26 protein-coding genes and 1 tRNA gene are annotated in these 24,693 nt (G+C 72.0%); 8 read left to right on the top strand and 19 right to left on the bottom strand.

The window, feature by feature from the left end:
• Positions 1-31: 31 nt before the first annotated feature.
• The 6 genes from WFH25_RS12510 to WFH25_RS12485 form a co-directional block, all read right to left on the bottom strand.
• Positions 32-331 (bottom strand): Dabb family protein, encoded by a 300-nt coding sequence (locus WFH25_RS12510; RefSeq protein WP_336697903.1) that lies wholly within the window; start codon positions 329-331, stop codon positions 32-34.
• Positions 328-1,269 (bottom strand): TolB family protein, encoded by a 942-nt coding sequence (locus WFH25_RS12505; protein ID WP_336697902.1) that lies wholly within the window; start codon positions 1,267-1,269, stop codon positions 328-330. Before WFH25_RS12505 ends, WFH25_RS12510 begins: the two co-directional genes overlap by 4 nt.
• A gap of 39 nt (positions 1,270-1,308) precedes the next feature.
• Positions 1,309-1,716 (bottom strand): (R)-mandelonitrile lyase, encoded by a 408-nt coding sequence (locus WFH25_RS12500; protein WP_092383904.1) that lies wholly within the window; start codon positions 1,714-1,716, stop codon positions 1,309-1,311.
• Positions 1,717-1,750: 34 nt separating this feature from the next.
• Positions 1,751-2,530 (bottom strand): SDR family oxidoreductase, encoded by a 780-nt coding sequence (locus WFH25_RS12495; RefSeq protein ID WP_336697901.1) that lies wholly within the window; start codon positions 2,528-2,530, stop codon positions 1,751-1,753.
• A gap of 11 nt (positions 2,531-2,541) precedes the next feature.
• Positions 2,542-3,219 (bottom strand): flavodoxin, encoded by a 678-nt coding sequence (locus WFH25_RS12490; protein ID WP_336697900.1) that lies wholly within the window; start codon positions 3,217-3,219, stop codon positions 2,542-2,544.
• 134 nt (positions 3,220-3,353) lie between these two features.
• Positions 3,354-4,202 (bottom strand): aldo/keto reductase, encoded by an 849-nt coding sequence (locus WFH25_RS12485; protein ID WP_336697899.1) that lies wholly within the window; start codon positions 4,200-4,202, stop codon positions 3,354-3,356.
• Positions 4,203-4,303: 101 nt separating this feature from the next.
• Here WFH25_RS12485 and WFH25_RS12480 point away from each other — a divergent pair, with 101 nt between their 5' ends.
• Genes WFH25_RS12480 through WFH25_RS12465 form a run of 4 tightly spaced genes read left to right on the top strand, consistent with a single transcriptional unit; the run spans position 4,304 to position 7,989 of the window.
• A complete protein-coding gene (locus WFH25_RS12480) occupies positions 4,304-5,194 on the top strand; it encodes a helix-turn-helix transcriptional regulator (RefSeq protein WP_336697898.1) in 891 nt (296 codons plus the stop codon).
• A 15-nt stretch (positions 5,195-5,209) separates the two neighbouring features.
• Entirely contained in the window at positions 5,210-5,935 is a 726-nt protein-coding gene (locus tag WFH25_RS12475) for an SDR family oxidoreductase (protein WP_092383914.1), read from the top strand.
• 46 nt (positions 5,936-5,981) lie between these two features.
• On the top strand, positions 5,982-6,968 hold the full coding sequence (locus tag WFH25_RS12470; protein ID WP_336697897.1) for an aldo/keto reductase: 987 nt from the start codon (positions 5,982-5,984) through the stop codon (positions 6,966-6,968).
• Positions 6,969-7,005: 37 nt separating this feature from the next.
• Positions 7,006-7,989 (top strand): aldo/keto reductase, encoded by a 984-nt coding sequence (locus tag WFH25_RS12465; protein ID WP_092383918.1) that lies wholly within the window; start codon positions 7,006-7,008, stop codon positions 7,987-7,989.
• 81 nt (positions 7,990-8,070) lie between these two features.
• Here the strand turns inward: WFH25_RS12465 and WFH25_RS12460 are convergent.
• Positions 8,071-8,144: transfer RNA gene (locus WFH25_RS12460), tRNA-Pro, on the bottom strand.
• A 188-nt stretch (positions 8,145-8,332) separates the two neighbouring features.
• Between WFH25_RS12460 and WFH25_RS12455 the strand changes: the two genes are divergently transcribed.
• Complete coding sequence (locus tag WFH25_RS12455; RefSeq protein ID WP_336697895.1) at positions 8,333-9,841, top strand: hypothetical protein; 1,509 nt, start codon at positions 8,333-8,335, stop codon at positions 9,839-9,841.
• A 77-nt stretch (positions 9,842-9,918) separates the two neighbouring features.
• Entirely contained in the window at positions 9,919-12,057 is a 2,139-nt protein-coding gene (locus WFH25_RS12450) for a RecQ family ATP-dependent DNA helicase (RefSeq protein ID WP_336697894.1), read from the top strand.
• Positions 12,058-12,065: 8 nt separating this feature from the next.
• On the opposite strand, the gene WFH25_RS12445 is transcribed toward WFH25_RS12450, so the two are convergent.
• Both WFH25_RS12445 and WFH25_RS12440 read right to left on the bottom strand, forming a co-directional pair.
• Entirely contained in the window at positions 12,066-12,410 is a 345-nt protein-coding gene (locus WFH25_RS12445; RefSeq protein WP_336697893.1) for a hypothetical protein, read from the bottom strand.
• A gap of 108 nt (positions 12,411-12,518) precedes the next feature.
• Complete coding sequence (locus WFH25_RS12440) at positions 12,519-13,388, bottom strand: oxidoreductase (RefSeq protein ID WP_336697892.1); 870 nt, start codon at positions 13,386-13,388, stop codon at positions 12,519-12,521.
• Positions 13,389-13,490: 102 nt separating this feature from the next.
• On the opposite strand from WFH25_RS12440, the gene WFH25_RS12435 reads away from it, so the two are divergent.
• On the top strand, positions 13,491-14,411 hold the full coding sequence (locus WFH25_RS12435) for a helix-turn-helix domain-containing protein (RefSeq protein ID WP_336697891.1): 921 nt from the start codon (positions 13,491-13,493) through the stop codon (positions 14,409-14,411).
• 124 nt (positions 14,412-14,535) lie between these two features.
• Here the strand turns inward: WFH25_RS12435 and WFH25_RS12430 are convergent, their stop codons facing one another.
• From WFH25_RS12430 to WFH25_RS12405, 6 genes are all read right to left on the bottom strand, one after another.
• Positions 14,536-15,075 (bottom strand): hypothetical protein, encoded by a 540-nt coding sequence (locus WFH25_RS12430; protein ID WP_336697890.1) that lies wholly within the window; start codon positions 15,073-15,075, stop codon positions 14,536-14,538.
• Between the two features lie 137 nt (positions 15,076-15,212).
• The gene (locus tag WFH25_RS12425) at positions 15,213-15,866 is read right to left on the bottom strand and encodes a hypothetical protein (protein WP_336697889.1); all 654 of its coding nucleotides are present in this window, start codon (positions 15,864-15,866) and stop codon (positions 15,213-15,215) included.
• A 20-nt stretch (positions 15,867-15,886) separates the two neighbouring features.
• Positions 15,887-17,407, bottom strand: coding sequence for a ribosome biogenesis GTPase Der (gene der, locus WFH25_RS12420; RefSeq protein ID WP_229086682.1), 1,521 nt, complete (start codon positions 17,405-17,407; stop codon positions 15,887-15,889).
• 68 nt (positions 17,408-17,475) lie between these two features.
• The gene (gene cmk / locus WFH25_RS12415; RefSeq protein ID WP_267484435.1) at positions 17,476-18,159 is read right to left on the bottom strand and encodes a (d)CMP kinase; all 684 of its coding nucleotides are present in this window, start codon (positions 18,157-18,159) and stop codon (positions 17,476-17,478) included.
• A 167-nt stretch (positions 18,160-18,326) separates the two neighbouring features.
• Complete coding sequence (locus WFH25_RS12410; RefSeq protein ID WP_336697888.1) at positions 18,327-19,451, bottom strand: prephenate dehydrogenase; 1,125 nt, start codon at positions 19,449-19,451, stop codon at positions 18,327-18,329.
• A 19-nt stretch (positions 19,452-19,470) separates the two neighbouring features.
• The gene (locus tag WFH25_RS12405; protein ID WP_070419123.1) at positions 19,471-20,226 is read right to left on the bottom strand and encodes a pseudouridine synthase; all 756 of its coding nucleotides are present in this window, start codon (positions 20,224-20,226) and stop codon (positions 19,471-19,473) included.
• A gap of 234 nt (positions 20,227-20,460) precedes the next feature.
• On the opposite strand from WFH25_RS12405, the gene WFH25_RS12400 reads away from it, so the two are divergent.
• Positions 20,461-21,252 (top strand): hypothetical protein, encoded by a 792-nt coding sequence (locus WFH25_RS12400; protein WP_336697887.1) that lies wholly within the window; start codon positions 20,461-20,463, stop codon positions 21,250-21,252.
• 103 nt (positions 21,253-21,355) lie between these two features.
• Here the strand turns inward: WFH25_RS12400 and scpB are convergent, their stop codons facing one another.
• The 4 genes from scpB to WFH25_RS12380 all read right to left on the bottom strand — a co-directional run bounded on the left by scpB (position 21,356) and on the right by WFH25_RS12380 (position 24,689).
• Positions 21,356-22,045: an SMC-Scp complex subunit ScpB gene (gene scpB / locus WFH25_RS12395; RefSeq protein WP_336697886.1), complete on the bottom strand. Its 690-nt coding sequence runs from the start codon at positions 22,043-22,045 to the stop codon at positions 21,356-21,358.
• Complete coding sequence (locus tag WFH25_RS12390) at positions 22,035-22,883, bottom strand: segregation and condensation protein A (protein WP_336697885.1); 849 nt, start codon at positions 22,881-22,883, stop codon at positions 22,035-22,037. Before WFH25_RS12390 ends, scpB begins: the two co-directional genes overlap by 11 nt.
• Positions 22,867-23,745: a ParA family protein gene (locus WFH25_RS12385; RefSeq protein ID WP_070416496.1), complete on the bottom strand. Its 879-nt coding sequence runs from the start codon at positions 23,743-23,745 to the stop codon at positions 22,867-22,869. Before WFH25_RS12385 ends, WFH25_RS12390 begins: the two co-directional genes overlap by 17 nt.
• Before the next feature lie 107 nt (positions 23,746-23,852).
• Positions 23,853-24,689, bottom strand: coding sequence for an SseB family protein (locus WFH25_RS12380; RefSeq protein ID WP_336697883.1), 837 nt, complete (start codon positions 24,687-24,689; stop codon positions 23,853-23,855).
• Between the last annotated feature and the right edge of the window lie 4 nt (positions 24,690-24,693).

The raw sequence follows: 24,693 nt of genomic DNA, 5'->3' as shown, positions 1-24,693 counted from the left end.
ACCTCGACTCGCGTTCGCGAGCCGCACCTGCTCAGGCGGGCAGGGGTACGAAGTCGAACTCCTGGAACGACGCGACCTCGTCCGCCCAGCGGGTGGCGACGAACCCCTGGTGCGCCGGGTGGGCGTCGTACGCCGCGTAGGCGTCCTGGTCGGCGAACGCCATCGAGAACTGGAAGCGGAAGTCACTCTGCTCCGACACCTGCCGCGACACCGTGAAGTCGCGCACGCCGGGGATCGCCGGCAGGGTGGCTCGCGCCGCGGCGAGGAACGCGGCCTCGCCGGCGGAGTCGGGCTCGTGGACGAGCGTGAAGCAGACGGTGTGGACGATCACGCGGCATCTCCGATGGGGTAGTCGACGAAGGCGAAGGCGGACCCGTCGGGAGCCCACCCGTTGACGTTGAGGGTGCCCTGTCCGCCGTCGAGCTCGACGACGGTCTCGGCTGCCTGCCAGACCTCGGGGCCCCAGGTGCTGACGGGTCCGGCACCGGTGACGAGGCGCAGCCGGACCCGCTTGTCCGCCGGGTGTCCCTCGGTGCCGGGTGGGAAGGACAGGTAGACGGCGGCGTCGTCGGTCGGCGCCGGGTGCGGGAACCAGTTGACGTGCTCGTCGACGGTGAGCTGCTCGATGCCCGAGCCGTCCGGCCGGACCCGTGCGATCTGCGCGTGGCCGGGAGCGTCCTCGAACTGTTCGGTGTTGAACAGGATCCACCTGCCGTCCGGGGTCCACTCCGGGCCGTCCGCGGCAGCGGGCTCGGTCGTCACCGCGCGGTCGGCGCTGCCGTCGGCGGCCATCACCCGGATCGTCCCCGACGACCACACGGCGTCACCGGACGGATCGAGGTGCACGTACGCGAGTTCGGAACCGTCGGGGCTGACGCCGTGCAGGAAGTGCAGCCCGCCGTCGTCAGCGGTCACCCGGGTGGCGGGACCACCGGCGAGCGGTGCGGACCAGATGTGGAAGTCGTTCGCGCTGACGTGCACGGTGACACCGTCGGGATCGAGCACGTGGTCGTTGTTGAGCGGCGGGAGGCCGGGGATGTCCACCGCGCTCGGGTCGGCGGAGCCGTCGGCCGGCATCGTCCACAGCACCCCGTCGGCGTTCAGGACGAGCCGGCCGTCGGCGGTCCAGTTCGGCGCCTCGTACAGGCGCTCGGCGGACTCGTGCACGGTGGTCACACTGCGGTCGGCCCGGTTCCAGATCCGGATCCGGCAGCGCTGGCCGGGGGCGAGGAGGCGGCCGGGTGGGGTGGCTTCGGCGTCGTTGCGCATGGTTCCCTGCTGTCGAAAGAGGATTGGCTCGTGCTAATCCTAGAGCATGCGTCCCTCGTACTCGTCGTCCGTGATGTGTTCGAGCCAGGTGGTGCTCGTCGCCGGGTCGTCGCCGCGCTCCACCATGGCGATGTGCTCCATGAAGACACCGGGTGCCGCCGCGTGCCAGTGCTCCTCGCCGGGCGGCGTGTACAGGGTCTGGCCCGGGTGGACCTCGACGATCCCGCCGGTGCGGGTACCGAACCGGCCGATGCCCTGCGTCACCCGCAGGTACTGACCCTTCTCGTGCGAGTGCCACGCGGTCCGGCCCCCTGGGGCGAAACGGACCATGGCGACCGTCATGTGCTGCCCGTCCTCGTGCGGGGTGGCGATCGGGTCGAGCCACACGTCGCCGGCGAAGCGCTCAGGCGGGTTCTTGCTGGTCGGGACCTCGGGTTCGATGTGCACGGTGCTCCTCCTGGTTGCTGTCGTCGGTGCGGGGTCAGGGGCGGTCGGGTCGACGGGTGCCGCTCTGACGAACGCGGTCGAGGTCGTCGACGACGCGCTGCGGCTCCTGGTCGAGCGGCAGGTTGTCCGCGTCACCGGCACCGTCGACCGAGTCGCGGTCGTCCGCCGGCAGCGCGGCGAACACGGGGCCGAGGTCCTGCTGTTCCGGCCCTCGATCGGCCACGAGTTCGAACGTGCGGTGCTCGGCGTCCGGACTGGTGAGGCTCTCGACGAGGACCCGAGCGATCTGCCGCCGGGCGATGACACCGTCGGCCGGGGTGCCGGTCTGGTGCGTGTCGCCCTGACGCGGGGCGATGCGGAGTTGATCGTCGTCGTTGTGGTCGAACCACCCCGGACGGACGATCGTGTACTCGTTCCCGCTGGCGCGCACGAGCCGTTCGCCGCGGCGCTTCCACTCGGAGCTGTCCCGGAGCGCCGTGACGCCGATCGTGGTCATCAGTGCGATCCGCACGCGACGGCCCCGCAGGGCGTCGAGGACGTTCTTGACGGCCCCGTAGTTGACCGCTTCGGCGTTCCCGTTGTCGCCGTGCGTGAAGACGACGGCGTCGATGTCCCCGACGGCGTCCTGCAGGCTGGCCGGGTCGGTCAGGTCGCCGATGACGACGTCCACGCCGCGGGCGAGTCCCTGCGCCTTGTACGAGGTCCGGGCGAGCGCGCGGGTCCGGTGTCCTGCGGCCACGGCGGTCGCGACGACGTGACGGCCGACGCTGCCGGTCGCGCCGACGACGAGGACGGTGAGGTGCTGGTCGGTCATGGTGGTGCCTTTCAGGAGAGGCCGGCGGCGCTGAGCCACCGGTCGACGTCGGACCCGGTACCGCCGTCGCGGACGTCTTCGCCGCGGACAGCCAGGCCGTCGCCGACACGGGCGCCCGTGCGGAGGTCACGGTAGAAGGAATCGGTGTTCCCGAGTCCACTCACCGCGTAGGACACGAACGGACGGAGCGACGTGTCGGACAGGTCGACCGCCTCGGCGAACGTCGCCATGATCATCGGCGGCTGCACGTTCCAGATCGGGCTGCCGAGCAGGACCGTGTCGTACTCGGCGAGGTCCGGCAGGTCGCCGGCGATCCGCGGGCGAGCGTCGCTGTCCTGCTCCTCGACGTTCCGACGCACGGTGTCGTCGTAGCGGTCCGAGGACGGTTCGGCCGCCTCGATGCGGAACACGTCGCAGTCGATGCGGTCGCGGATCAGGTCGGCCAGGACCTCGGTGTTCCCGGTGTCGAGGGTGCGTCGACCACCGTTCCAGTAGTTCTCGCCGGCGCGCGAGAAGTACGCCAGCAGGATGCGGTGGTCGCGGTCGGTCGGTGGCACGGAGCTCCTCGGAGTGGTCGACGGGGCGGGGTCGGGACTGCAGGCGGCGAGGCTCGCTGCTGCTGCGGCGGCCACGGCCGCAGCGCCGGCGCCGCGGATCAGTGCGCGACGCGTGAAGACGGGACGGGTCACGGCAGTGGTCCTTCCGGTGTCCGGACTGGAGGCGCGGTGCGGGCTGGCCCCGTCCTCCCTCGCAGGCTCGGTCGGCGCGCCCCGCGCAACGCTTCGCGTCGCCGCTGAGCGGGGCGCGCCAGTCCGTCAGGGGTTCAGCCCAGGCGACGGGCGCTGAGCCAGCGCACCATCTCCGGGTCCTGGTGGTCGAAGAACTGCGACTCGCCGGTGTGCAGCGCCGCGATCTGGGCCATCTGCGCCTCGGTGAGCTCGAAGTCGAAGACGTCGATGTTCTGGGCCATGCGGTCCGGGTTGACGGACTTCGGGATCGCGACGACCCCGCGCTGCGTGAGCCAGCGGAGGACGACCTGCGCGACGGACTTGCCGTGGTCCTGGCCGATGCCCTCGAGGACCTCGTTCGTGAAGAGGCCGTTCTTGCCCTCGGCGAAGGGGCCCCACGACTCGATCTGCACGCCCTCGCCGCGCATGAGCTCCTGGTAGTCGGTGTTCTGCTTGAACGGGTGCGTCTCGATCTGGTTCACCGCGGGGACGACCTCGTTGTTGATGATGAGGTCGAGCAGCTGGTCGGGGGCGAAGTTCGAGACTCCGATCGCACGGGCCTTGCCGGCCTTGTTGGCCTGCTCCATCGCGCGCCACTGCCCGTAGTAGTCGCCGAACGGCTGGTGGATCAGGTACAGGTCGACGTGGTCGAGGCCGAGCTTCCGGAGCGAGTCGTCGAGCGCACGCGCCGTGTTCTCCTCGGCGGGAGCGTCCTGGATCCAGAGCTTCGTGGTGACGAAGAGCTCGTCCCGCGGGATGCCGCTCTTCGCGATCGCGGCGCCGACGGCCTCTTCGTTGCCGTACGCCGCTGCGGTGTCGAGGAGACGGTAGCCGGCGTCCAGGGCAGCGCTGACGGCCGCCTCGGTCGCGTCGTTGTCGACCTGGTACACGCCGAAGCCGAGGATCGGCATCTCGATGCCGTTGTTGAGGGTCACTGTCTGCATGCACCCATCACACGCCGCTTCGCCTGCGCGTGGGAGTGACGGGTTATCCGTGTACCAGCAGTCACTCCTCCGTGGCAGACCCTCGCCGTACCGTGGCCGCCATGGACAACCAGGCAGAGGTCAGCGAGTTCCTCCGGACCCGCCGCGCCCGGATCACCCCGGAGCAGGCGGGGATCATCGGAGGTGGTCGTCGCCGCGTTCCGGGGCTGCGCCGTGACGAGGTCGCGATGCTCGCCGGGATGAGCGTCGACTACTTCGCGAAGATGGAGCGCGGCCACCTCGCCGGGGTCTCCGCGGAGGTACTGGACGCACTCGCCCGCGCGCTCCAGCTCGACGAAGCCGAGACGGAACACCTGCTCGACCTCGCCCGGGGAGCTGCCCCCGCACCGATCCGGCGCCGAACGCGCGCAACCGACAGCAACACGGTGCGTCCGAGCCTGCAGCGCTTCCTCGACACCGTCACCGGGACGCCGACCTGGGTGCGGAACCGGCAGATGGACATCATCGCCACCAACCCGCTGGCGCGAGCCCTGTTCGCCCCGCTCTTCGACAGCCCGTCCGGCCGTGGCAACAACGCACGCTTCACGTTCTTCGATCCCGCGGCCCGCGCCTTCTACCCCGACTGGGAAGCGGGTGCCAGCAGCATCGTGGCGACACTGCGTTCCGATGCCGGTCGGAGTCCGCACGACAAGGAGCTCACCGGCCTCATCGGTGAGCTCGTCACCCGATCCGACGACTTCCGCATCCGGTGGGCGACGCACGACGTCCGGTACCACCGAACCGGGACGAAGCGCATCCACCACCCGGAGGTCGGCGACCTCGAGTTCGCCTACGAGGCCTTCGACCTGCCCGACAGCCCCGGCTGGAGCATGTACGCGTGCACGGCCGCCGTCGGCTCCCCCACCGAGGAGCGCCTGTCGATCCTCGGCAGTCTCGCGGCGAGTTCCGCCGCCGCAACGACCGCGCTTCCTCGCTCCGGCGACCAGAACTGACCCGAAAGGCACCCCATGTCGGAATCCGCCAACCGCGTCGCCGTCATCACCGGCGCTTCCTCCGGCATCGGCGAAGCGACCGCCCGAGCGCTGCACGCCGACGGCTACGAGGTCGCGCTCCTGGCTCGTCGTCAGGACCGGATCGACGCCCTCGCGTCCGAACTGGGCGAGGGCGCGATCGCGATCGTCGCCGACGTGACGGACCGCGACAGCCTCGTCGCTGCCGCAGCCCGCGTGCAGGACGAACTGGGTGGTGCGTCGGTGCTGGTGAACAACGCCGGGATCATGCTCCTCGGCCCGTTCTCCTCCGACCAGCGGGACGACTACCGCCGCATGATCGAGAGCAACCTGCTCGGAGCGATCACCGCGACCGAGGTCTTCCTCGACCAGATCACCAGCGGCGGCGGTGACATCGTCAACATCTCCTCCGTCGCCGGCCGTACGGCCCGAGCAGGCAACGGCGTGTACGCCGCCACCAAGTGGGGCATGAACGGGTGGTCCGAGTCCCTGCGCCAGGAGCTCCTGCCCGCCGTCCGGGTCACCCTGATCGAGCCCGGCGTCGTCGCGACCGAGCTCCCGACACACATCACGCACGAAGCGACGAACGCGTCCGTCAACCAGATGTACGACCAGGCGACCGTCACCGCCGAGGACGTCGCCGAGGTCATCGCGTTCGCGCTGTCCCGCCCCCGGCACCTCGCGCTGAACGAGATCCTCCTCCGCCCCTCCACGCAGGTCTGACCCACACCGGCTCGATCGGGCGACGCCCGACGACGAAAGGAACCACATGCAGTACGCACGACTCGGCAACTCCGGCCTCCGCGTCAGCCGCATCGCACTCGGGTGCATGAGCTTCGGCGACCCCGCCAGCGGACACCTCCAGTGGTCGCTCCCCCAGGACGACGCGTTGCCGTACTTCCGGCAGGCACTCGACCACGGCATCACCTTCTGGGACACCGCGAACGTGTACTCGTACGGCGACTCCGAGCGGATCGTCGGCGAGGCGTTGCGCCGCTTCACCAAGCGCGACGAGATCGTGCTGGCGACCAAGGCCTACTTCTCCGACACCCCCGGCAACGCGCCCGGCCTGAACGTCGCAGGGTTGTCCCGCAAGGCGATCATGCAGCAGATCGACGCCTCGCTGGCCCGCCTCGGGACCGACTACGTCGACCTCTACCAGATCCACCGGTTCGACCCGGAGACGCCCGTCGAGGAGACGATGGAAGCGCTGCACGACGTCGTCAAGGCGGGCAAGGTCCGGTACCTCGGCGCATCCGCGATGTGGGCGTGGCAGTTCGCGAAGATGCAGCACGCAGCCGACCTGCACGGGTGGACGCGGTTCGTGTCGATGCAGGACCAGTACTCCCTGCTCTACCGCGAGGAGGAGCGGGAGATGTTCGGCCTGCTCGCCGACCAGGGCGTCGGGAGCATCCCCTACAGCCCGCTCGCGAAGGGCCGGGTCGCACGCCCCGCCGGGGAAGGCACGAAGCGCTCGTCGGACGACCCCGTCGGGAACACCTTCTTCGCCGACACCGAACGGGACCGGCCGGTCATCGACGCGGTGCAGCGCATCGCATCGGACCGCGGGGTCCCGATGGCACAGATCGCGATGGCCTGGGTGCTGAAGAACCCCGTCGTCACCGCACCGATCATCGGCGCCACCAAGCCGCACCACCTCGACGACGCCGCCGCCGCGGTCGACATCGAGCTCACCGCCGACGAGATCACCGCGCTCGACGAGCACTACACCGTCCGCGACGCCGGCGGGTTCTGAACGAACGCGGTTCCGCACCACCACCAAGGAGAACGACATGGAGTACACACGCCTCGGCAACTCCGGACTGACGATCAGCCGCATCGCCCTCGGGTGCATGAGCTTCGGCGACGGATCGCGTGGGGTCGGCTGGGCGCTGGACGCCGACGCAGCGGAGCCGCTGTTCCGGCAGGCGCTCGACCTCGGGATCACCTTCTGGGACACCGCGAACGTGTACGGGCTCGGCAGCTCGGAGCGGATCGTCGGCGAGGCGATCCGGAAGTACACCCGCCGCGAATCGATCGTGCTCGCGACGAAGCTGTTCAACCGGATGGGCGACGGACCCGGTGAGTCGGGATCGTCCCGCCGTGCCGTGATGGAGCAGATCGATGCGTCCCTGACACGGCTCGGCACCGACTACGTCGACCTGTACCAGGTGCACCGTTTCGACCCGAACACGCCGATCGAGGAGACGATGGAGGCGCTCCACGACGTCGTCAAGGCGGGCAAGGTGCGCTACATCGGTGCGTCGAGCATGTGGGCGTGGCAGTTCGCCAAGATGCAGGCGGCCGCCCGAGCGAACGGGTGGACCCCGTTCGTGTCGATGCAGGACCAGTACTCGCTCATCATGCGCGAGGAGGAGCGGGAGATGTTCCCGCTCCTCGCCGACGAGGGGGTCTCGAGCATCCCGTGGAGTCCGCTCGCCGCTGGTGTCACCGCACGTCCGTGGGGTCGGAAGAGCACGACGCGTGGAAGCGCGAACCCGGACACCGACCCGAAGGGACGCCCGCTGTGGCTCCCGGAGGACCGGTCGGTCGTCGACGCGGTGGAGCGGATCGCCCAGGCGCGTGGTGTCTCGATGGCGCAGATCGCGCTCGCCTGGGTCCTGCGGAACCCGGTCGTCGCGGCGCCGATCGTCGGTGCGACGAAGGAACACCACCTGGCCGACGCCGTGGCGGCGCTCGACGTGGTGCTCTCCGACGACGAGGCCGCAGCCCTCGAGGCAGGGTACGTGCAGCGAGAGCCGACGTACTTCTCCTGACCGACGGTGCCGGGCCGAACACACCGCCCGCAACGAGAGAGAGGCTCACAGCCGACTGGCTGTGAGCCTCTCTCCATCCGGTCGGGCTGACAGGATTTGAACCTGCGACCCCTTGACCCCCAGTCAAGTGCGCTACCAAGCTGCGCCACAGCCCGCGAGCCCCGAGGGACCCACGTCGCCCGCGTCCGACCGGAGCGCGGAGCAACCCGACCAGCATAGCGGACGCCGGACCCCTCCCGCGCCACGCGGTGTCGTCCCGCGCGAGTCGTCCAGCGTGTCGCGGCTCCACACGACACCCGTCGGATTCCCAGGGTCCCCGCCGCCCGGCTCGTAGGGTGGCCCGATGCGTTCCGGTCCCACCTCCCGTGTCCTCCTCGCACTCGCAGCAGCCGGCCTGCTGCTCGGAGCCGCCGGGTGCACCGGGTCACAGACCGAGACACCCCGGCCGACCCTCGCGACGGCGACGGCGGAGTCCGTGTCGGTCGCGGCCCAGTCCGACGCCGCCGAGCGGTCCGTCCGGACGAGCCGCGCGCTGTTCGCGTCCGCTCCCGGAGCCGTCGTCGCGCCCGCCGACGACGCCGACGCCGTGCGGTCCGCGGCGAGCGCCGCCGAGGCGGCCCACGTCCCGGTCCTCCTCACCGGGAAGGACGAGTCGACGGGGAAGGGCGAGTCGACGGCGAAGGACGGGTCGCCGGCGGCGCACGAACTCGAGCGCCTCGGCGCCCGGTGGTACCAGGCCGAGGGTGACGTCGCGATCGACACCGACGTCCCCGAGCAGGACGCGCCGGACGGCGGGGACGCGCCGGAGCCGAGCCGAGCCTCCAGGCAGGCCACCGTCGTCGTGGCGGACGCGACCGCCGACGCCGCAGCCGTGGCGACCGCGAAGGCGGCGGGTGCCCGCGTCGTGACGATGCCGGACGGTGTGACGGACCCCGCGGCCGCGCCGGACGTCGTGACCGCACTGCACGAGCGGAGCGACCACCCGACGGTGCTGGTGGGGGCGGCGTTCGCCGACCTGCCGGACCCGGAGTGGACCGTCCGCGCCGCCGAGAGCGGGTGGCAGCTGCCCGACGGCGGGCAACGGCCGTTCGACGGACACCGGTACGTGGCGCTCTACGGTGCGCCGGGAGCGCCGGCGCTCGGCGTCCTCGGCGAACAGGACCCGACGGCGACGGTGCAGCGCGCGAAGTCCGTCGCGGCGTCCTACAAGGGGCTCGGCGACGTGCCGATCACGCCCGCGATGGAGGTCATCGCGACCGTCGCCGCCGGGGACGCCGGCGCGGACGGGGACTACTCGACCGAGCTGCCCGTGTCGACGCTCGAGCCCTACGTCGACGCCGCGCACGACGCCGGCATGCCCGTGATCCTCGATCTCCAGCCGGGGCGCGCGGACTTCCTGTCGCAGGCGAAGCGGTACGAGTCCCTGCTGTCGAAGCCGGGCGTGTGGCTGGCGCTCGACCCCGAGTGGCGGCTCGGGCACGACCAGGTCCCGCTCGAGCAGATCGGGAGTGTGCAGGCCTCCGAGGTGAACGAGGTGTCCTCGTGGCTCGCGGACCTGGTCCGCTCGAAGGGGCTTCCCCCGAAGGCGTTCGTGCTCCACCAGTTCCGGCTGTCGATGATCCAGGACCGCGCGTCGCTCGAGCAGCACCCCGAGCTCGACATGCTCGTGCACGTCGACGGGCAGGGGTCGCAGCCGGACAAGCAGGCGACGTGGAAGGCGCTGCACGTCGGGGCGCCCGAGGGCATCCACTGGGGATGGAAGAACTTCTACGACGAGGACCAGCCGATGCTGACGCCGCAGCAGACCATGGCGGACGTGGCGCCGACACCGTCGCTGATCACGTACCAGTAGCGGATCGCCTCGGCCAGTTCTCCACAGACGGGAGGCGCGGGTCGGGTTTCGTCGGTCGGTGCTGACAGCATGGGGTCATGTCTGTTGCCCCACCACCTGCTCCGCCGTCCGCTGCGATCGCTGCGGAGGCGCAGGAGGCGCTGCACGCCCTGACCGGCCGGCCCGACGCGGTGTTCCACCCCGGGCAGCTCGAGGCGATCTCGGCGCTGGTGGAGCACCGGCAGCGCGCCCTCGTGGTGCAGCGCACCGGGTGGGGGAAGTCCGCCGTGTACTTCCTCGCGACCCTGCTGCTCCGGCGACGCGGGGGCGGCCCGACCGTGCTCGTGTCGCCGCTGCTCGCACTCATGCGCGACCAGGTCGCCGCGGCTGCCCGGGCCGGGGTGCGTGCGGTGTCGATCAACTCGGCGAACGCGCACGAGTGGGGTGAGACGCAGGCGGCGCTCGCCCGCGACGAGGTGGACGTCCTGCTCGTCTCCCCCGAGCGGCTCAACAACCCGAGGTTCCGCGACGAACAGCTGCCGACGCTCATCGCCCGCATGGGCATGCTCGTCGTCGACGAGGCGCACTGCATCTCCGACTGGGGGCACGACTTCCGGCCGGACTACCGCCGGCTGGCCGAGCTCATCCGGTCGCTCCCCCACGGCGTGCCCGTCCTCGCCACCACCGCGACGGCGAACGAGCGCGTGGTCGAGGACGTCGCCGAGCAGCTGACCGCCGGCCCCGACGACCCCGTGTTCACCATCCGCGGGTCCCTCGCGCGGGCCTCGCTGCGGCTCGGCGTGCTGTCGCTCCCCGACGCCCGACAGCGGCTCGGCTGGTTGCTCGCGCACCTCGGCGACCTGCCGGGCAGCGGCATCATCTACACGCTCACCGTCTCGGCGGCCGAGGACATCGCCCGGCTCCTGCGCGACAACGGGTACGCGGTCCGCGCCTACACCGGGCGCACCGACACCGACGAGCGCGAGCAGCTCGAGCAGCAGCTCAAGGGCAACGAGCTGAAGGCCCTCGTCGCGACGAGTGCGCTCGGCATGGGGTTCGACAAGCCGGACCTGGGCTTCGTCGTCCACGTCGGGGCGCCGTCCTCCCCCGTGGCGTACTACCAGCAGATCGGTCGTGCCGGTCGCGCCACCGACAACGCCGACGTGCTCCTGCTGCCCGGGCGCGAAGACCAAGAGATCTGGCAGTACTTCGCGAGCGCCTCGATGCCGACCGAGTCCCGGGCGTCCGCGGTGCTGCACGCGCTGTCCCGTGACTCCGCGATGTCGACCGTCGCCCTCGAGGGACTGGTCGACATCAAGCGCTCCACCCTCGAACTCCTGCTCAAGGTGCTCGACGTCGACGGCGCGGTCCAGCGCGTCGCCGGCGGGTGGGTCGCCACGGGGCAGCCGTGGGAGTACGACGCGCCCCGCTACGAGCGGGTCGCCGCAGCCCGCGCTGCCGAGGCCGCCTCGATGCTCGACTACGAGTCCACGTCGCAGTGCCGCATGCAGCTCCTGCAGCAGGACCTCGACGACCCGTCCGCCGAACCGTGCGGTCGCTGCGACAACTGCACCGACGCCTGGTACCCGACGTCGGTGTCGTCGTCGGACGCCTCGGGTGCCGCCGCGGCGCTCGACAAGGTCGGGGTCGAGATCGCCCCGCGCGCCCAGTGGCCGTCGGGCATGTCCTCGCTCGGCGTCCCCGTGCGCGGCAAGATCGGCGCCGACGAGCTCGTCCAGCCCGGACGCGCCGTCGCCCGACTCACCGACCTCGGGTGGGGTGGGCCGCTCCGTGCCCTCTTCGCACCGGGGGTTCCCGATGCCCCGATCTCGCGGGAGCTCGTCGACGGGTGCGTCCGTGCGCTCAAGGACTGGCCGTGGGAGACCCGTCCGACCGGGGTCGTCGCGATGTCGTCGCGGTCACGGCCCGAACTCGTCGGGTCGCTCGCGCAGGCACTCTCCTCGATCGGTCGGTTGCAGTTCCTGGGCACGCTCGGCCGGAACGGTGGGACGCCGCGCGGCGACGGTGCGACGAACAGCGCCTACCGGTTGTCGGGGGTGTGGGACACGTTCGTGGTCGATCCTGCGCTCGGGGCCGCGCTGCAGTCGCACGAGGGGCCGGTGCTGCTCGTGGACGACCTCGTCGACAGTCGGTGGACGATGACCGTGGCGGGGCGCGAACTTCGGCGGGCAGGGGCGTCTGCCGTGCTCCCGTTCGCGTTGGCCACCGTCGCCTGACCCGGTCGTCAGCCGTTCGGGTTGCTCAGACCGTCGGCAACCCACTGCAGGAAGACGACGACGGCCACGTCGACCAGCAGCGTCCCGCCGGCCACGAACAACCCGGCCGCTGCGACGACGACCGCTGCCGGACGCGGCCCGGGCACCCGGAACAGGGCCACCACCGTGGCGAGGAGCGCGGCGAGCGAGACGATCCCCGTCACCACCCACCACGGTGGGAACCCCTCGGTGAACACGCGCGCCAGGCCGACCGCGTGTGCGACGCCGGCGATCAGTGCGGCGGCCCCGGGCGCGGCGAGCCACCAGCTGCTCGCGCCGCCGAGCGTGCGGTCACCGGACGAACGTGCTGTCATGTCGGACCTCCCCCGGACGCCCCGATGGGCGCCGCCCCGGCGGTCATCGTCGCACACCGGAGGCGCGGTGCGGGCCGGCACCGCGCCTCCAGTCCGCCGGAGCGGGTCTCAGGCGCCGATCGCGTCCAGCTCGGCGAGCGCGTCGGACGGCAGGGCGAAGCCCGCCGAGGCGACGTTGTCGCGCAGGTGCGCGACGGACGAGGTCCCCGGGATGAGGAGCATGTTCGGCGAGCGCTGGAGCAGCCACGACAGCGCCACGGTCAGCCGCGACACCCCGAGCCGCTCCGCGACGGCGTCGAGCGCGCCGGACTGCAGCGGCGAGAAGCCGCCGAGCGGGAAGTACGGCACGTAGGCGATGCCCTGCGCGGCCGTGCTGTCGACCATCGCGTCGTCCTCGCGGCGGGCGACGTTGTAGAAGTTCTGCACGCAGACGACAGGGGCGATCGACTGCGCCTCGGCGAGCTGTTCGGCGTTCACGGTCGACAGGCCGAGGTGCTTGATGAGTCCCTGCTGCCGGAGTTCGGCGAGCGCTTCGAACTGCGGCGCGAGGCTGCCCGGCTCCGGGGCGTCGAACCCGCCGACGCGGAGGTTCACCACGTCGAGCTGCTCGAGCCCGAGGTTGCGCAGGTTGTCGTGCACCTGCTCGACGAGCTCGTGCGGCTCGCGGGCGTGCGGCCACCCGCCGTCCGCATCGCGACGGGCGCCGACCTTCGTCACGATGTGCAGGCCGTCGGCGTTCGGGTGGACGGCCTCGCGGATGACCTCGTTCGTGACGTGCGGGCCGTAGAAGTCGGCCGTGTCGATGTGGGTGATCCCGAGCTCGACGACGGTGCGGAGGACGCGGATCGCCTCGTCGCGGTCGGTGGGCGGCCCGAAGACGCCGGGGCCCGCGAGCTGCATGGCGCCGTACCCGACGCGGGTGAGGTCGAGGTCGTCGGCGAGGCGGAAGGAACCGCCGGGGAGTGTGGTGTCGGTCATGTCCACCACGATGCTCCCGGTCCGCCGGGACGGACAGGTCCCCGTCGACCCTGGGACCACGGGGACCAGGAACGGACCGCGCCGGGTCCGTAGCATCGAGGGGTGAGCGACAACACCCTCGGCGAGTACCTCCGGGCGAGGCGTGCGCTCGTGCGCCCGGAGGACGCCGGGCTGCGCGTCACCGGCGTCCGACGCACGCCGGGGCTGCGCCGCGAGGAGGTGGCGACGCTCGCCGGGATCAGCGCGGACTACTACCTCCGTCTCGAACAAGGGCGTGACCGGAACCCGTCGGGGCAGGTGCTCGACGCGATCGCACGGGTGTTCGGCCTCGACGCCACGGCGAACGCGTACCTGCGCGGTCTGGCCAGCGCATCCGGATCGGGTGCCGCGGCGCCCGACCGGGCCAGGGGATCCCGCGGAGGCCGGAGTGACCGGGTCCCGACCGGGACGCTGCAGTTGCTCGACGTCGTCGGGTTGCCCGCCTTCGTCGAGAACCGCGCGTTCGACGTGCTCGCGGTGAACCGGCTCGCGTCCGCGTTGGCGCCGGGGATGCGTGCCGGCGAGAACCGGCTGCGCACGATGTTCCTCGGCCACACCGAGCAGGGGCGCTACCCGGACTGGGAACAGCAGATGGGCGGCATGGTGGCAGCGTTCCGGTCCTCCATCGGGACCCGTGTGGACGACCCGGCGATCACCTCGCTCGTCGGCGAACTGTCGCTCGGCAGCGAGGACTTCCGTCGGCTGTGGGCGCGGCACGACGTCCGGCCGCTCGCCGGGGGCACCGTGCGGATGTGGCACCCGGAGGTGGGCGAGCTCGAGCTCCGGCGGGAGAAGCTCGGCATCGGCGGGACGGACGGGCAGCTGCTCGTGCTGCACCACGCCGAACCGGGGTCGCCCTCGGCGGGGGCGTTGGCGCTGCTCGGGAGCCTGGCCGTGGGGCCTGCGGGCGGCGCGGGCGGCGGGGCGGGCGGCGCGGCTGGCCGACTCGGAACGACATCGTCGACGTCGTACGACCTCGACTGAGTCGCTCCCCCGCGCGTGCAACGGTGCGCGTCCGCAACGAGCGACATCACCGGTGTCGAACGACGTCGACGATGTCGCATCGGCTCGGCACCAGCCAGCGCCATCACCGCCCGCCGCCGCCCCCTCAGCCCGCCGCAGGCCCCGAGCGTCGCGCCGGCTTCGGGAACGCGGCCCGCATGTGGTCGGTCGTCAGCACGTCCCCGATGCCGATCATCAGCAGCGAGAACACGATCTGCTCGATGACCATCCAGAACGGGTAGAGCCCCGGGATCGCCGCGACCACGAGCGTCACGACCGGGAAGATCCGGCTGAACAACCGCAGTCGCTGGTACGCCCAGTAGTACCCGAGCTGCGCCCGCCACGCGAACACGTAGAGCGTCAGTGTGATGAGCAGGACGACGGTCGCACGGAACCACACCGCCCACGGGACCGTCTGCCCGGCGTTCGTCAGGAGGATCGCCACGACGATCGCTGTCAGGCCGACGACGGTCTCGGCGACGAGCAGCCACCGGATCCACCGGAAGGAGCGGACGGTCTCGGGGTGGTCGAGCATGTCCTCGCGGATGACGTAGTCCGCCTGCCGTCCGCCGGCCAGTCGGTCGAGGTGCAGACGGCACCACAGGCGGTCGGCGAGGGCACCGAGCCCGGCGTTGTGCTGCGTCACCCTCCCATGGTGCCGTATCCGGCGGCGCGATCCGGCACCGCGCCACGCTGCCGTGTCCGGCGGCGCGAACCGGCACCGCACCACCCTGCCGTGTCCCGCAGCGCGAACCGGCACCGCGCCTCCAGACCGACGACGCCTCAGTCGGTCGGCAGGAGCGCAGCTCCCCCGAGGACCGCACCGGAGTCGGGGTCTAGCAGGACGATCGAGCGGACCGGGTCCGGGATGCCGCGGGGTGCCTCGAGGTCGAAGGTGATCGTCTGCACGTCGGACGGGATCGTGCCGAGGTCGTCGTCGTCCTCGTGCCCCGTCCAGAGCCCGGGCCGCGCGCCGACGACCGTGCCCTCGGAGAGCACCACCCGGACCCCTGGCAGCTCCGTGTCGGAGGACGCCACCCGGAGGTCCGTGATCCTGACGAGCAGGTGCTCCCCGGCGCGGGCGATCCGGACGTGACCCGAGGCGGACCGGTCGTCTGCCGAGGCGATCCCGTCGATCGGAGCGATCGGGACGAGGTCGCCGGCCACCGGCGGGACGCGCCGCCACCACGGGTCGATGGGCGACCCGTCGGCATGGTCGTCGGTGGCGGGCTCGGGGACCGGGGCGCCGAGCGTGTTCGACGGGGACACGAGGGTGCCGCCCCGCAGACCCTGTTCCGCGAGCGGGGTCGTCGTCGCGACCGGCTCCGCAGCGTCGATGCCCCGCTCGGTCTGGATGGCGCGCCAGGCGACCAGGACCGCGACGAGGGCGAGCAGAGCGACCGCTGCGAACAGCCATCGTCGACTCGCCCTCGTCATGTCGGATCTCCTGATCGACCTCAGCGCTTGCGGCGCTCGCGCACCCGCATGTTGACGTTGATCGGCGTGCCCGAGAAGCCCCAGACCTCGCGCAGTCGACGCGTGATGAAGCGTCGGTACTGCGGGTCGAGGAAGCCCGTCGTGAACAGCACGAACGTCGGCGGCTGGCTCGACGCCTGGGTCCCGAACAGGATGCGCGGCTGCTTGCCACCACGGACCGGGTGCGGGTGCTCCTGCACGAGCTCGGCGATGAAGGCGTTGACCTTGCCCGTCGGGATGCGGGTGTCCCACGAGTCGAGCGCGGTCTCGAGCGCCGGCACGAGCTTCTCGAGGTGGCGACCGGTGCGTGCGGAGATGTTGACGCGCGGGGCCCATGCCACGTGCGCGAGGTCCTGCTCGATCTCGCGCTCGAGGTAGCGGCGGCGGTCGTCGTCGAGCAGGTCCCACTTGTTGTATGCCAGCACCAGCGCACGACCGGACTCGAGGACGAGGTCGATGATGCGGAGGTCCTGCACGGAGATCGGCTCGGTGACGTCGAGGACGACCACGGCGACCTCGGCCTTCTCGAGCGCCGCGGTCGTGCGGAGCGAGGCGTAGAAGTCGGCCCCCTGCTGCAGGTGCACGCGCTTGCGGATGCCGGCGGTGTCGACGAAGCGCCAGACACGGCCGCCGAGCTCGATCTGCTCGTCCACCGGGTCGCGGGTCGTCCCCGACAGCTCGTTGACGACGACGCGCTCTTCGCCGGCGGCCTTGTTCAGGAGCGAGCTCTTGCCGACGTTCGGACGGCCGAGGATCGCGACGCGACGGGGTCCGCCGACCTCCTGCTTGGCGACGGCCGAGGTGTCGGGGAGCGTCGTGATGATGAGGTCGAGGAGATCGGCGACGCCACGACCGTGCAGCGCCGACACTGGGTACGGCTGCCCCAGACCGAGGTTCCAGAGCTCGTAGGCGTCGAGGTCGCGCCGGTCGTCGTCCGACTTGTTCGCGACGACGATGACCGGACGGTCGGTGCCGCGGAGCATCTTCACGACGTGCTCGTCGGTGGCGGTGATGCCGACCGTGACGTCCACGACGAAGAGCACCGCGTCGGCGAGGTCGATCGCGACCTCGGCCTGGGCGGCGACGGAGGCGTTGATGCCCTTGGCGTCGGGCTCCCACCCGCCGGTGTCGACGAGGGTGAAGCGCTTGTCGTTCCACTCCGCCTTGTAGGCGACGCGGTCACGCGTGACACCCGGGGTGTCCTGCACGACGGCTTCGCGGCGACCGAGGATGCGGTTCACCAGCTGCGACTTGCCGACGTTCGGTCGCCCGACGATCGCGAGCACCGGGTAGGCCGGCAGGTACGTGATGCCGTCCTCGCCGAGCTGCCCGGCTTCGAGCAGGGCGACGTCCTCTTCGTCGAGCTCGTAGTCCTCGAGCCCGGCGCGGAGCGCGTTCGCCCGCTGCTCGGCCTCGGCTTCGTCGAGCCCGGCGATCCGCTCGCCGAGGGCGTCGTCGTACTCGGGGAAGTCGTCGTGTTCTGGGTTGTCCAGCTGCGCCATGTGGGTGTCCTTGCCGGCGACCCTTCGGCCGCGTGTTGTCAGTGCGTGGCCGCGCGTGGCCCTGGTGGTCAGTGCCCGGTCGCGCGGGCCAGGTCGACGACCGCTTGCACGGTCTGGTCGAAGTCGAGGTCGGTGGAGTCGAGCGTCGTGACGCCGTCGGCGGCGTTCATGAAGTCGACGACCTTCGCGTCCGCCGCGTCGCGACGAGCGAGTGCGGCGGAGGTCTCGGCGGCCGACTGGGTGGTGACCTCAGCCGAGCGCCGAGCCATTCTAACGGACTCGTCGGCCGTGAGGAGGATCCGGACTTCGGCGTCGGGCGCGACGACCGTGGTGATGTCACGCCCCTCGGTGATGATGCCCCGGCCCTCGGCCTTGCGCATCACGTTCCGGAAGAGCTGCACGAGCCGCTGCCGGACCTCGGGCAGCTTCGCGATGTGGGCGACCGCGGCGGTGACCTCGGGCGTGCGGATGGCGTCGGTGACGTCGGTGCCGTTCACCTGGACGAAGTAGGCGTCCGGGTCGGTGCCGATCTCGTAGTCGAAGGTGTCCCAGCTCGCCAGGACCGCGGCAGCGTCGTCGAGGTCGACCTGCTGCTGCAGGGCGTGCCAGGCGAGCGCACGGTAGGCGGCGCCGGTGTCCTGGTAGCCGAAGCCGAGCGCGCGCGCCGCGGCACGGGACACGCTCGACTTGCCGCTGCCCGCGGGGCCGTCGACCGCGATCACGAACTTCGCGACGAAGGCGCCGTCCGGCAGTCCGGCCGGCAGGGGGTCGCGCGTCGAACCGGGCTCGCCGCCGCCCTGCCCGTCGAGACCGCCACCCGCACCGCCGGCACCGCCGATCGGGCCGGGCTGGTCGCCGGGCGCGGGCAGCCCCGTGTCGGGTCCGTCGGGTCCACCGGTCACGCCGGAGTCGTCGTTGTTCAGGCCCATGCTGCTGCGATCCTCCATCCGCGACCCTCGAGTTCGTCGACGAGTCGCTGTTCCTGCTCGGGCACGACCGACACCTCGACGATGCCGATCTGCGCGCCCGGTGAGTGCTCGAGGCGCATGTCCTCGAGGTTGATGCCGATCTCCCCGATGAACGTGAGGAGGGCGGCGATCTGGCCCGGGGTGTCGTCGACGAGGACGACCACCTGGGCGAAGCGCTTCGTGGTGCCGTGCTTGCCCGGCAGCCGTTCGACGCCGCGGTTGCCCGCGGCGATGGTCTCGGCGAGGGCGCGGGGCGAACCGGGCGCGGTCGGGTCGTCGAGTGCGGCGAGCACCCGGTCGAGGTCGTCGCGGAGGTCCGCGAGCACCGGCCGGATGCGCGACGCGTTCGCACCGATGATCTGCACCCACAACCCCGGGTCGCTCGCGGCGATGCGGGTCACGTCGCGGACGCCGCCGCCCGCGAGGCCGAGCGAGCCGTCGGGGGCGTCCCGCAGCCGGGAGGCCATCAGCGTGGACACCAGCTGCGGTGCGTGCGAGACGTACGCCACCGCGAGGTCGTGCGACTCCGGTTCCATCGGGACCACGGTCGCGCCGACGTCGAGCGCCAGGTCTTCCACCACGGCGGCACGCTGGTACGTGATGTCGTCGTGCCCGGCGATCACCCACGGCTGTCCGAGGAAGAGATCGGCGCGCGCGGCGGTCGGCCCGCTGCGTTCGCGGCCCGCCATGGGGTGCGAGCCGATGTAGCGCGAGATGTCGGCGCCGGCTGCACGGAGCGAGGCGAGCGGCCCCGACTTCACGCTCGCCACGTCGGTCACGACGGCATCGGGGAACGCCGCGAGCTCACGCTCGACGACCGCCGCCACGACGTCCGGGGGAACCGCCACGACCACGAGTTCCGGGCGGTCACCGGGAGCCGGTCGACGCCCGGCGCCGTAGTCGACGGCGAGCGCCAGGGCTGCGGGCGAGACGTCGTCGAGGACGACCTCGACACCCTTCTCACGCAGCGCCAGGCCGATGGACGCGCCGAGCAGGCCCGCGCCGACGATCCGCACGGGTCCCCGGAGCCGCCGGTCGAGGGCCGGTTCGGCGAGCGGGGTGGTGGCGTCGGTCACCCCGCAAGCCTACCGATCGTCAGTCCGAGGACTCTTCGCCGTCCGAGGCCTGGGGAGAACCCTTCGCCTCACGGGCGATGCGGAGGAGCGAACCGAGCTCGACCGTCGACAGCTCCCGGGTCTTGCCGATCGGCAGGGACCCGAGGTGCAGCGGCCCGAACGACCGCCGGACCAGTTCGAGGACGGGGTGGTCGACCTCGTCGAGCATGCGGCGAACGATCCGGTTGCGACCGGAGTGCAGCGTGATCTCGACGAGCGACTCCCCGCGCGAGGACTCGAGCAGGCGGACCTTGTCGGCCGCGATCGGACCGTCCTCCAGCTCCACACCGTCGAGCAGCCGCTGCACCGTCGCGGGGTTCACGTTGCCGCGCACCTTCGCGATGTACGTCTTCGTCACCCCGAACGACGGGTGCGCCAGGACGTGCGCGAGGTCCCCGTCGTTCGTCAGCACGAGCAGCCCGGACGTCTCGGTGTCGAGCCGCCCGACGTTGAACAGGCGCTCCTCGTACCGGTCGACGTACTCGGACAGGTCACGACGTCCACGCTCGTCCTGCAGGCTGGAGACCATGCCGGTCGGCTTGTTGAGCAGCACGTAGCGGCGCGAGCTGTCGATCTGCACCGGGACGCCGTCCACCGCGATCTGGTCGGTCTCGGGATCGACACGCCGGCCGAGCGCGTCGACGACCTCGCCGTTGACCGTCACGCGGCCCTCGACGATCAGGTTCTCCGCGACGCGGCGAGATGCCACGCCCGCAGCGGCGATCACCTTCTGCAGGCGCTCCCCCTCTGCCTGGAGGCGCGGCGCGGCCCCGGCGGTCGCCGTCCCGTCCGCCGCGTCCCAGTCCGGGATGATCGGGCGCTCGGGCGTGCCCTCGAGCGGCTGGCCCTGCTGGTCGCGGGCACCCTCGGGCTGCGGGGTGGTCCGGCGGTCGGCGCCGCGCGGGCCGGTGTTCCGGGGCCGGTCGCCGTTGCGCGCCGTGGTGGTGCCGCCGACGTAGCGTCGGCCGTTGTGCCACACCGTGCTGGGTCGGCCGTCCGGGGCGCGGCGGTCCTCGCGGGCCGGGTCGCGGCGGCGGTCGTCGTCGCGTCGGGGAGCGTCACGACGGTCGTCACGCCGGTCGTCACGGCCGCGGTACCCACCGGACGCGGGGCGCTCGTCACGACCCCGGTACCCGCCGCGGTCGTCGTCACGGCGGTTGAACCCGCCGCGGTCGCTGCCGCGGCGGTCGTCCTCGCGGCCGACGAACCGACCCCGGTCTCCCCCGCGCTCGTCGCGACCCCGGTACCCGCCGCCGGACGCCGGACGCTCGTCACGGCCGCGGTAGCCACCGCGGTCATCGTCACGGCGCGGAGCATCACGGCGGTCGTCACGACCCCGGTACCCGCCACCGGACGCCGGACGCTCGTCACGCCCGCGGTACCCACCACCGGAGGCCGGACGCTCGTCGCGCCCGCGGTACCCGCCGCGGTCATCGTCACGGCGCGGGGCATCACGGCGGTCGTCACGACCCCGGTACCCACCACCGGACGACGGACGCTCCTCACGGCCGCGGTACCCGCCGCCAGTCGACGGACGGTCGTCACGGCCGCGGTAGCCCCCGCGGTCGTCGTCACGCCGGCCGGACCCCGCACGGTCGTCACGACCCCGGTACCCACCGCCAGAGGACGGACGCTCGTCACGGCCCCGGTACCCACCGGAAGCAGGACGCTCGTCACGCCCGCGGTAGCCTCCGCGCTCGTCGCGACCAGCGCCCTCGGACCGGCCACCCGCACGGCCGGAGCCGGCGGTGCGGTCGCGTGACGCGCCTCCAGGCCCACCCGCGCCGTCCCGACGACCTGCGCCGTCCCGGCGACCCGCGCCGTCCCGGCCCGCGCCACCCCGTGGGCCGCCTCGTCGTTCTTCCTCATACGCGGCCATCGGGGATCCCTTCGTTCTGCTCGAAGCCGCCGGCACCGTCGTCCAGGAGGGGCGAGATGAGCGGCAGCTCGTCGAGCGAGTTGATGCCGAGCTGCTGCAGGAGCAGAACGGACGTGACGTAGTTGATGGCGCCGGTCTCGGCGTCGGTGAACGACTCCTCGATGAGGCCGCGCGCGACGAGCGTGCGGACGACGCCGTCGACGTTGACGGCGCGGATCGAGGCGATCTGCGACCGGGTGATCGGCTGCTTGTACGCGACGACCGCGAGGGTCTCGAGCGCGGCCTGCGACAGGCGGGAGGGGCGTTCGGCCTCGACGAACTGCTCGACGACGTCGTCGAGGTCCTGCCGGACGTAGAAGCGCCAGCCGCCGCCGACCTCGCGGAGTTCGAACCCGCGGCGGATCGTGCCGTCGACCCCGTCGAAGTCCGCCACGAGACGCTCGATGGCCTGCCTGACGACGGGGACGGGAGCCCCCACGGCCGCGCCGAGGGACACGAGCGACTGGGGTTCGTCGGCGATCATCAGGATCGCCTCGAGCTGTCGGTCGACGGGGATCTCCGGCCGGGCGGCACGCTCGTGCGCCTCGTGGATCTCGCGCTCGATCGCGCGGGCGTCGGCCATCTCGTCGGCGCCGCCGGGTTCGGCACTGGACGAGTCGTGCACGTCATCCGTCATAGTCGGCTCCCAGGTTGGCGAGGCTCTCGTCGGACCAGTCCTCGGCGGTCCAGCGCAGCGTCAGCTCCCCGAGCGGTTCGAACTGTTCGAACGAGATGGATGCGTTCCGGTACAGCTCCAGGATCGCAAGGAAGCGAGCCACCACGATACCCGTCTCCGAGACACCGGCGACCAGTTCACGGAACGAGACGTCCTCGTCGGCACGCGTGCGGAGGATCGAGACGACGATCGCGGCCTGCTCCCGGATGCTGACGAGCGGAGCGTGCAGGTGGTCGAGTCCGACCGTCGGGAGTTCCCGGGGCGCGAACGCCAGGGTCGCCAGCGCGGCGAAGTCCTGCACCGACAGGGTCCAGACGAGCTCGGGGGTCCGGGCACGGAACCGCTCCTCGAGCCGGACGCTCCGCACGTGGCGTCGGGACTCGGTCAGCCAGCGGGAGCCGAACCAGTCGGCGGCCTGCTTGAACGCCCGGTACTGCAGCAGTCGGGCGAACAGGAGGTCGCGGGCCTCGAGCAGGGCGACGTCCTCGGCGTCGACGAGCTCGCCCTGCGGCAGGAGTCCGGCGATCTTGAGGTCGAGCAGCGTGGCGGCGACGACGAGGAACTCGCTGGCCTCGTCGAGTTCGTCCTGGGACTCGGCCTGGCGCACGTACTCGATGAACTCGCCCGTCACGGCGCCGAGGGAGACCTCGGTGATGTCGAGCTCGTGCTTCGTGATGAGCGAGAGGAGCAGGTCGAACGGGCCGTCGAAGTTGCGGAGCCGGACCCGGAAGCCGGCCGCGGTCTGCGTGCCGACGGGGGCCGGCTGCCCGGCAGGTCCGGGGTCAGGCGACGGCGCCACGCTCGACGAGCTCCCTGGCGAGCTGCCGGTACGCGTGTGCGGCCGCGTGGTCCGGCGCGGTCTGCGTGATCGGCCGCGCCGAGACCGTGGCGTCCGGGAACTTCACGGTCCGGCCGATGACGGTGTCGAGCACGCGGTCGTCGAAGGTGTCCACGACGCGCTCCATGACCTCGCGCGAGTGCAGCGTGCGCGAGTCGTACATCGTCGCGAGGATCCCGTCGAGCTGCAGCGCCGGGTTGAGGCGGTCGCGCACCTTGTCGATCGTCTCGATGAGCAGCGCCACACCACGCAGGGCGAAGAACTCGCACTCGAGCGGGATGAGGACGCCGTGCGCCGCCGTCAGGGCGTTCACGGTCAGCAGCCCGAGCGACGGCTGGCAGTCGACGAGGATCACGTCGTAGTCGTTCGCGACCTTCCGGAGCACGCTCGCGAGGATCTGCTCGCGCGCGACCTCGTTCACGAGGTGCACCTCGGCCGCGGAGAGGTCGATGTTCGCCGGGATCACGTCGAGGTAGGGCGTGTTCGTCGGCTGGATGACCTGGTTCGGGTCCTTGATCGACCCCATCAGCAGGTCATAGACGGTGGGGATGTCGTGGGTCCGCACGCCGAGGCCGGCCGACAGCGCGCCCTGCGGGTCGAAGTCCACCGCGAGGACCTTGCGCCCGTACTCCGCCAGCGCCGCGCCGAGGTTGATCGACGTCGTGGTCTTGCCGACGCCGCCCTTCTGGTTGCACAGCGCGATGATGCGAGCGGGACCGTGGCCGTCGAGCTCCTCGGGCACCGCGAACTGCCGGACGGGCCGTCCGGTCGGACCGTAGGTGGTCTCGCCGGTTCCGGGGGTGGTCGTCGGGTTCGTGCTCACCCCGTCATCGTACCGGCGACCGGCCGCCGGGCCGGGCCGCACCGCCGGGCCGGGCCGCACCGCCGGGCCGGGCCGCACCGCCGCAGGTCGGGGCCAGGAGGCGCGACTCACGCTGGGCGCAGCGCCACCCGCATGCTGTCCACGCGTTCCGCGATGACGGCGTCCGCCGTCCAGCGCTGCTGGAGGCGCCCCACGAGCTCCTGCACCTGCGTCTGGTCGAGTCCGGGGTGGAGCGCCAGCCCCACCGTCAGTTCCGCACCGGCGAACCGTCCGAGCGGGTCCCCCGGGGCCAGCTCGACCCGCGCCACCGCAGGCTCCCCCACGACGGAGTCGGCGAAGGCCCGCGCCACTTCCGGGTCCTCGAAGCAGGGCGTCCACGGCAGGTCCTGCCCGATCGCCCACACCGCGGGGCGACGGAGCACGAACTCGGTCGGCGCCGTCGGGTCGAGGACCACGAGCTGGGTCTCCTCGCTCGCCGCAGCCATGGCCACCCGCCGCGAGTCCGCCGGCACCGGTCGGGCGTCCGCGTCCCAGGATCGCATCGCCTCGACCGAGGTGAAGGCCGGCATGACGCTGCGACCGTCCGGGCCGGCGACCGTCACGATGGAGAGCTCCTGCGTCTTGTCGACGAGCTTGCCGGTCTCAGTGTGCCCGATGTCTCCGGCCTCGGCGATGAGCGGGATGAGCAGCCGGGCGGTGCGGAGCGCGTCGACGACCACCCGCTGCGACCCCCCGTCCGGCAGCGCCGTGATCGCGGCGACGACGGCCGGGTCGGCCAGACCGTCGTCGTCGTCGAACGTCGTGTCGTGCTGGTCGAACGTGCGCCCGGCCCAGGCGAAGCCCGCGGAGTCCGCCGCCCCACCGGGGGTGTGCGCGTCGTCCGGGTGCCCGTCGCCCGCGGGCCCGTCGGGTCCGGTGCCGCGACCGTTCGAGATGCCCGCCACGCGC

The organism is Curtobacterium sp. USHLN213 (genome assembly GCF_037144815.1).
GTDB lineage: Bacteria > Actinomycetota > Actinomycetes > Actinomycetales > Microbacteriaceae > Curtobacterium.
The sequence above is the reverse complement of the archived record's forward strand: the minus strand, read 5'-3'. Positions and strand labels throughout refer to the sequence as shown.